Below are 4766 nucleotides of genomic sequence, written 5' to 3' on the forward strand. Positions count from 1 at the left end.
GATGCGCAGCACTTCGTCGGGGCCGAAAGCCTGCTCCTCGTAACATTTTGGAATCTGCGCGTCGGAGAAGATGCGGAAGCCGTTTGTCTCCACGCCCGCGGCGCAGCCGTAGATGCTTGCGAGCGCGCGCGCCGTGCAGTGCCCGTTGGCGGCGGGCAGCTCGGCGCTTCGCCACTCGGGGGTGTTCACCACGCCCGGGCGCGCCATGCTGGGCGGGTTCATGAAGGCCCGGCCGGTCACGCCGGTGGGCTCCTTCATCATGATGTCCATCAGGCTGGGCTGGCCCTCGGGCGGCTTTGTTCCCATGGGGGCCGCCTTCATGCGCGCTGCGCGAGCGTGCATGGAGGCGTCCATGCCGATGTGAAAGTCGGCGCCGAGCGGCGCGGCGATTTCGGAGGCAAAGTAATTGCCCGGCGTCTTGCCCGAGACGCGGCGGATCACCTCGCCAACGAGCCAGCCAAAGGTCACCGCGTGGTAGCCGTGTTTGGTTCCCGGTTCCCACCAGGGCTTTTCCGCCGCCAGGTGCGCGGCCATGGTCTCGAAGTTGAAGAGGTGCTCGGCCGGAAGGACCTTGCGAACCGCCGGCAGCCCGGCCTGGTGGGAGAGCAGCCAGCGCACGGGGATGTTCTCCTTCCCCTCGGCGGCGAATTCGGGCCAGTAGCTCGCCACGGGCGCGTCGAAGTCGAGCTTGCCCTGATCGGCGAGCCGGTGCGCGCACAGCGCGGTGATGCCCTTGGTGGTCGAGTAGACATTGACGAGTGTGTCCTTCTCCCACGACGTGGCCTTCTTCGAATCGAGATGCCCGCCCCACAGGTCGATCACGCTTTTGCCGCCGATCGTCACCGCCACGCCCGCGCCCAGCTCGCCGCGCTTCTCAAAGTTCTCGGCAAAGGCCTCGCGCACGCGCTCGAATTTCGGGTCGCACTGGCCGTGGATTTCGGGGGTCTCGCTCATGCCTTGTTTCCTTCGAAGTGGTGCGGGGCAGGGTAGGCGGCGCGGGTTGCGGGGTGCAACTGCGCGATCCATCCGTTTTCGTGGACGTGGACGTGGACGAATCACCCGGCTCCCCCCTCGGGGGAGCTGTCGCCAAAGGCGACTGAGGGGATGCCGGTACCGGCACGCGGGAGAAATTGAGCGCCGCCTGCGCGACCCCCCCAGTCCGGCGCCGCGCCGGACAGCTCCCCCCGCCCTCCGGCGTTGAAGCTTTGGCGGGCGGCCCTCTCGAAGCCTTGGCGAAGGAGGGCCGGGGGAGCAGGGGCGGAGTTGTCTTCTTCACACAAAAAAGCGGCGCTGCTCTCGCAGCGCCGCTTTGGAGTCGGCCCTCTGGGGATCGGGGAATCAGGCCGCCTCGCGGGTGGGAGCGATTTCGATGCTGGCTTCCGGGTTGGGGTGGCTCAGTTCTTCGAGCCGGCGGAAGGCCTTCTTCAGGGTATTGGGCCAGGTGTCGGTGTTGTAGTTCACGCCGTACTGCTCGCACACTGCGCGAATCTCGGGCGCGATCTCGCGAAGGCGGTTGGTCGGGAACTTGGGGAACAGGTGGTGCTCGATCTGGTAGTCGAGCGCGCCGCAGAGAATCGAGACCGGCAGCGGCACCTCGAAGTTGTTGGCGGCCTCGGCCTGCATCGCATACCACTGGCCGCGGCCCTTTGCCTTGGTGCCCTCGGGGTAGTCGGCGACGTCGTCACCGATGTGGCCGCAGTAGATGGTCGCCGCGGCGTAGACGTCGCGCATGCGGCTGGAGATGAAGTTTCCGAGCGCGACCTTCCAGAAGAACGGGCCGGCCAGCGCGGGGAAGAGGACGTACTCCTTGGCCGCGTGGCGGGCGTACTTGCGCAGGAGCTGTTTGAAGGCCTTGCGCACCTTGGGCTCGCTGCGGTCCTTGAGCATCGCCGAATCCTCGGGCGTGCGGCCCAGTGCAAGGTCCTCGACGCCGGTGAAGTGCAGGTTCATGGCCGTGCCGAAGAACACCCACGAAAAAAGGCTCTGCGCGATCTGGTGCTCGTTCTTCTCGCTCCACTCCACGCCGGGATTGAGGCGCACGTTGCCGTAGCGCACGTCGGGGTCCTTGCCGACGATGTTGGTGTACTGGTGGTGCCCCACGTTGTGGCCCTTGTGCCAGGCTTCTTCATCGATGGGGGGCTCCCACTTGAAGGTCTTGGACTGGAAGCGCTCGGCGCCCTCCAGGCCGTCGAAGGCCTGGTGAAGCGCGGTGTGACCGACTTCCATGCTCTGGAGAATCTTGTAGATGGCCAGCGCCAGCACGCCGGCGCTGAAGGTGACGGGCTCGATGCTGAAGTGAATGAGCACGCGGCCCACCACTTCCATGGCGCGCGAGAAGGCGTCGACCTTCTTGATGTAGGCGACGTCCTCGTCGCCGATCTGTGCCTCCACGCGGTTGCGGATTTCGTCGATCGCCTTGCCGAAGAGCTCGAGTCGCTCTTCCTCGCTCTCCCAGTGGGGGAGCTTGTCGAAGCCGGCGGCGGGCTCCTTGCCGGTAATGTGCCGTGCGATCTCGCGAGGTGAAGGAATGCGCGCCGGCGGGGTGGCCGTGGCTCCTGCGTGGTCGTAAAGCTCTGTGGTTTCCATTGTTGCGTCCTCCCTGGACGGTGCCGCCCCTCTCCGGGGCAGCGAATACGGGATTTGTAATACAAATGAACAAACACGTCAATTAAAAAGTATTACGTATGGTAATATGCTGAAATTACTAGAATTTATTGAAAATTATTGCGTAGAAACTGCAGGGATGCTGCGCAAAGTTCCCTTGAACGGCTTTGACGTATGACAAAGTTAACGGAGATTACATATGGCGCGCGCAAGAAAAAGGGGCGGGCAGGGCCCGCCCCTGCGTGGGGACTGAGTTGGCGCAGCCTACGCGCTGACCGGCGGTTTCTTGTCCGCCCAGGGGTGGGCGGCTTCGAGCTGCGCGGCAAGGCGCAGCAGCGTCGCCTCGTCGCCGAATTTGGCGGTGAACATGCTGCCCACGGGCAGGTGTTCGTCGGTCCAGTAGAGCGGCACGCTCATGCTGGGCTGGCCGGTCACGTTGTAGACGGGCGGGTGGGGGATGAAGCTGAAGACTTCGGCGGCGTTGGCGTCGAGGGCCGCGCCGTTCTTCATGAGCGGCCCCAGCGGGATGCGCGAGGCGACCTTCTCGATCACGGCGTTGACGCCCTTTGCGTCCAGGAATCCGAGCTTCTGTGGCGGGGCGCCGGTGGTGGGATTGAGAACAACGTCGTAGTCCTCGCAGAAGAGCAGCACTTCGCGCGCCGCTTCCTGCAGGCGGCGAATGGCGTAGACGAACTCGCCGGCGCTGAACACGTCGCCCATGCGCGCGGCCAGCCAGGTGCGCTCCTCGAACTCGCCGAACTGGGCCTTGCGCCCGCGCGTGTCCTCGGCTTCCTTGATGTTCACCCACGAATAGGCCGCGGCCATCACGAGGAAGTTGCGCGAGAATGCGAGCCCGTCGAAGTTGGGGCGCGCCTCGATGCACTCGTGGCCGAGCGCTTCGAGCTTGCGCACCGTCTCGGCAATGGCGCGGCGGCACTCGGTGTGCACCTCGCCGGGCAGGAAGGGCTCGGCGCTATACGCGATGCGCAGCTTGCCCGGGTCCTTGCCCACTTCATCGAGAAACTTGCCGTGCGGCTTGGGCAGGTAGTGGAAGTCACCGAGGAACGGCCCGCAGGTGGCATCGAGCATGGCGGCGCTGTCGCGCACGCTGCGGGTCAGCACGTGCTCGATGGCAAAGCCGTGCCAGCCCTCGGACTCAGCCGGGCCCACGGGGGTGCGCCCGCGCGTGGGCTTGAGTCCGAAGATCCCGTTCATGGCGCTCGGAATGCGGATCGATCCGCCGCCGTCGCCGCCGCCGGCCATGGGTACCATGCGCGAGGCCACCGCCGCGCCCGTGCCGCCGGAGCTTCCGCCCGTGGTGCGCGAAGTATCCCAGGGATTGCGCGTGGGTCCGAAGGCCTTGGGCTCGGTCGTGGGCACCAGTCCGAACTCCGGGGTGTTGGTCTTGCCAAGCAGCACCACCCCCGAGGCCAGGTAGCGATTGGCCAGCTCGGAATTCTTCGCCGGTTTCCACCCGCGGTAAAAGCCCGCGCCCGAGCACATTTCCTCGCCCGCGTAGGCGGTCAGCAGGTCTTTAAAGAGAAACGGCACCCCGCGGAACGGGCCGGCCGGAAGCTCTCCCCTGGCGGCCTCGCGCGCGCGGTCATAGAAGGTGTGAATGACGGCGTTGAGCTGGGGGTTGAGCCGCTCGATCGCATCGATCGCGCTGTCCACGAGCTCCAGCGGCGTGACTTCCTTTTTCTCGACGAGCCCTGCGAGCCCCAGCGCATCGTGTTTGGTGTATTCAGCAAAACCGGCCATGGCGTGCATCCTCCCGGGGAATGGGGGGAGTATGGCAGGCAAGGGCGGAGGGGGAAAGATGGGGGCGGCCCCCCCTGGGATAGTTGTCATTCTGAGCGAAGCGAAGAATCGGCCCCGAACCGGCTGTCGAGCACGCGATTCTTCGCTGCGCTCAGAATGACATTGACTGGTTACCAGTCATCTTCGGGTAACAGCTTGGCTTGGTAGCGAACAACTTCAGGATCCAGACGGGAAGCCTTCGCATCCGAGTAGACTTCGTTGAGGCGCGCCGTCACGTTGCGGCTTCGAGCTCCTCCTGACTTGGCAGTTCCATTTGCTTGTCATATCGCAAGGAACGCCGGCTCAGCAATGACTCACTTTGCGCCGGCCTCCCGCCAGCGCCCAGCAATCCATTGCAGCCC

Annotated in this window: 3 protein-coding genes; all 3 read right to left on the reverse strand. The window is 65.2% G+C overall.

Translation table 11 applies throughout. The features are described from left to right. Nucleotides 1–954: beta-lactamase family protein (locus KDH09_17745; protein ID MCB0221546.1), on the reverse strand; the 954-nt coding region annotated here is incomplete at its 3' end. Between the two features lie 384 nt (nucleotides 955–1338). Next, on the reverse strand, nucleotides 1339–2586 hold the full coding sequence (locus tag KDH09_17750) for a fatty acid desaturase (protein MCB0221547.1): 1248 nt from the start codon (nucleotides 2584–2586) through the stop codon (nucleotides 1339–1341). 282 nt (nucleotides 2587–2868) lie between these two features. Beyond that, nucleotides 2869–4365: an amidase gene (locus tag KDH09_17755; protein MCB0221548.1), complete on the reverse strand. Its 1497-nt coding sequence runs from the start codon at nucleotides 4363–4365 to the stop codon at nucleotides 2869–2871. Nucleotides 4366–4766 lie beyond the last annotated feature (401 nt).

The sequence above is a fragment of the Chrysiogenia bacterium genome (genome assembly GCA_020434085.1).
Lineage (GTDB): Bacteria > JAGRBM01 > JAGRBM01 > JAGRBM01 > JAGRBM01 > JAGRBM01.

Coding starts and splice junctions, on each gene's coding strand:
- KDH09_17750 (MCB0221547.1), bottom strand. CDS start 2,586: ATGGAAACCACAGAGCTTTACGACCACGCAGGAGCCACGGCCACCCCG.
- KDH09_17755 (MCB0221548.1), bottom strand. CDS start 4,365: ATGGCCGGTTTTGCTGAATACACCAAACACGATGCGCTGGGGCTCGCA.